Consider the following 2,954-nt stretch of genomic DNA (forward strand, 5'->3'; position numbering starts at 1 on the left):
CCGTGGCCCCGCTCCTGGTGCTCGCAGTGGGCGCGGTGGTCGGCTGGTCCCAGGGCCTGCCGGGCTGGATCCCGGCGGCGCTGGTCGTGCTCCTGGCGCTCTCGCCGGTGCTGGCGGCTGACCGCTACCGGGGGCTGGGCCACGCCGTGGTCGGCGGTTACCTCGTGGCGAGCTCGGGGTCGCTCGCCCGTGAACGCAGTGTCCTCGAGCGCGACGGCATCATCGGCTGGAACCTCGAGCAGACGTTCTTCCAGCGCCGCGCCGGCCTCGCCACGCTCACGGCGACGACGGCGGCCGGTGACGAGGCCTACGAGGTCCTCGACGTGCCCCTGCCCGAGGCCGTCCGTCTCGCCGAGGAGGCCGTCCCCGGCCTGCTGCAGCCCTTCCTCACCGACGCCACCACCCGGCATACCTGACCCACCCGCCCCATCCGTCGCTGGGCGAAGGCGACGCATATGACGCCTTCTCCCAGCAACAAGCCGGGGTATGGCGGGTGGGCCTCACACCCAGCTGGGGAACCACATCCGCAGCTGCCACGAGCTGCGCGGGATCACCTCGGCGGTGTAGATCGGGTAGAAGAAGAAGAACAGCGCCACCGTCAGCACGAGGAACGCGCCCACGCAGACCGCGCCCACCTGCCGGCGCCGCACCGACTCGGAGGACCGACCGAGCACCATGCCCGCGACGAACACGACCGCGAGCACCACCCACGGCACGAAGGCCACCTCGTAGAAGGTGAAGATCGTGCGGGCCTGGTAGTGGAACCAGGGCAGGTAGCCGCCGACGAACCCGGCCAGAATCGCGCCGGCCCGCCAGTCGCGGCGCAGCAGCCACATGAACAGCAGGATGAAGATGGCGACGGTGGCACCCCACCACAGAGTCGGGGTCCCGATCGAGGTGATCGCCTTGCTGCACTCGGCGACCATGCACCCGTCGTGGCCTCTTTTGGGCCCCTCGTAGAAGAACGATGTGGGCCGCCCCTGGATCATCCAGGACCACGGGTTGCTCTGGTAGGGATGGCTGGACTCCAGGTTGACGCTGAAGTTGTACATCTCGATGTGGTACTGCCACAGCGAGCGCAGGCTGTCGGGCAGCCAGGCGAAGTTGCTCGAGTCGGGTCCGAAGGCCTTGCCCGAGGTGGCCGGGTGGGAGAGGGCCCAGGTGCGGTCGTAGCCGTCGGAGGTCAGGAACCACCCGGCCCAGGACGCCAGGTAGACGGCGCCGGCCGTGAAGACCATGGACACCACGGCATACAGCCCGTCCAGGACCACGGCGCCGACCCACCAGTGCCGCACCCCGGCCGCCCGCCGCGCCCCCATGTCCCAGAGGATCGTCATCAGGCCGAAGGCCGCGACGAAGAACAGCCCGGACCACTTGCTCCCGCAGGACAGGCCGAGGCAGATGCCGGCGACCCAGCGCCAGGGCCGCATGCCCATGCTGGGCCCGAACAGCATGGCCCGCTCGAGCCGGGCGCCGCCCTCGTGGCGGAGGGCCCCGACCCGGCGAGCCAGGACCTCGCGGCTGTGGTCGCGGTCGATCAGCAGCGCGCAGAAGCCCGCCAGCGCCCAGAACATGACGAACAGGTCGAGCAGTCCGGTGCGGGAGTGGACGAAGTGGTGGCCGTCGAAGGCGAGCAGCAGCGAGGCGATGGTCGCGAGCACGGGGGAGCGGAACAGCCTCCACGCCGCACGCCCGACCATGAGGATCGAGAGCGTCCCGCACACCGCGACGCCGAAGCGCCATCCGAACGAGTTGTCGATGCCGAAGATGTGCTCGCCCGCCGCGATGATCCACTTGCCCACCGGGGGGTGCACGACCATCTCGCCGGTGGTGCCGAACACGTTCGGGGTGCCCTGGGTGAACAGCTCGTCGGGCTTCTTGAGGTTGCTGCGGTTCGCCAGCTCGACGCCGTGCAGCAGGTAGGAGTAGCCCTCCTTGACGTAGTAGGTCTCGTCGAAGACCAGCTGGTGCGGCCGCCCCAGGTGCCACATCCGCAGGAACCCGCCGATCACCATGGCGATCAACGGCCCGAGCCAGCCCCACAGGATCAACGTCGGCGAGGTGGGTCGGTGTCCGAGGAGCCGCTCCCGCAGCTGCTCGGTCGCCGTCATGGCCGACATCGTATGCAGCGTGCCTGGCTCGGGTGCCTCCGGTCGCCGGGGCGTGACGAGGGTCGTCACGACACCCGAGGACCGGCCGTTTCGGTCATGCGGATGGTGCGCGCGGGGTGAGGGGACGGGGGTCCCACTCCAGCCAGGTGTCATACCGGTCGAGCCTGGCCAGGTCCACCACGTCGACGACCTCCCCGCTCCGGATGACCACGGCGACCAGGCCGCCGACGGTGGGGTCGTCGTAGGCCGGTGGCGGGTCGGTCGTCACGAGGGGGTAGGAGACCTGGGTGGCCTCGGCCATGATCCAGACCAGGTCACGGTCGGCGTCGGTGAGCAGCCGCGGCATCCGGGCCGGCTCGTCGGCCTCGGCGATGACCGAGGCGCCGTAGACGACCGGCAGGTGGCCGTCCGGCACCTCGGCGAGGGCGCGGGGCAGCAGGTCGAACATGTCGCCGTGCCGCAGGTCGATCTCGGTGTCGCGCACGCGGGCCAGGCCGCCACCGAGCCGGACCAGCTTGGTCGTCTCCTCCGGGTCCACGGCCGAGACCAGCCAGTCCGCGTCGTCGGGCTGGTCGGCGTCGATGGGATCGAGCTCGAGTCCGATCCGCTCGGCGATGTCGAGCTCGTCCGCGAGGCCGGGCGGCAGGCCCCCGCGGAGGTGGCACTCCAGGGTCACCGGGCCGTCGCCGATGGTGACGCGGCCGTAGTCGAAGCGGTAGAAGTCGGGCAGCAGCCCCAGGCCCGCGGCAGCGCCGAGCTCGATGAGCGCCAGCGGGCGGCCGTCGGCGTGCGTGGCCGCTGCCCAGGTGATGCCCGGGCGGACCTGGGCCCAGACCTGCGGGT

The 2,954-nt window shown here is 71.1% G+C and carries 3 protein-coding genes; 1 reads left to right on the top strand and 2 read right to left on the bottom strand.

Going from position 1 to position 2,954, the window contains the following annotated elements:
- A partial coding sequence (locus tag FRW57_RS19800; RefSeq protein WP_152186856.1) for a PH domain-containing protein occupies window positions 1-416 on the top strand: 416 nt, incomplete at its 5' end.
- 84 nt (window positions 417-500) lie between these two features.
- On the opposite strand, the gene FRW57_RS19805 is transcribed toward FRW57_RS19800, so the two are convergent.
- On the bottom strand, window positions 501-2,111 hold the full coding sequence (locus tag FRW57_RS19805; protein WP_137119958.1) for a dolichyl-phosphate-mannose--protein mannosyltransferase: 1,611 nt from the start codon (window positions 2,109-2,111) through the stop codon (window positions 501-503).
- A gap of 94 nt (window positions 2,112-2,205) precedes the next feature.
- A partial coding sequence (locus FRW57_RS19810) for a DUF2332 family protein (RefSeq protein WP_152186857.1) occupies window positions 2,206-2,954 on the bottom strand: 749 nt, incomplete at its 5' end.

Source organism: Segeticoccus rhizosphaerae, assembly GCF_009192725.1.
Lineage (GTDB): Bacteria > Actinomycetota > Actinomycetes > Actinomycetales > Dermatophilaceae > Segeticoccus > Segeticoccus rhizosphaerae.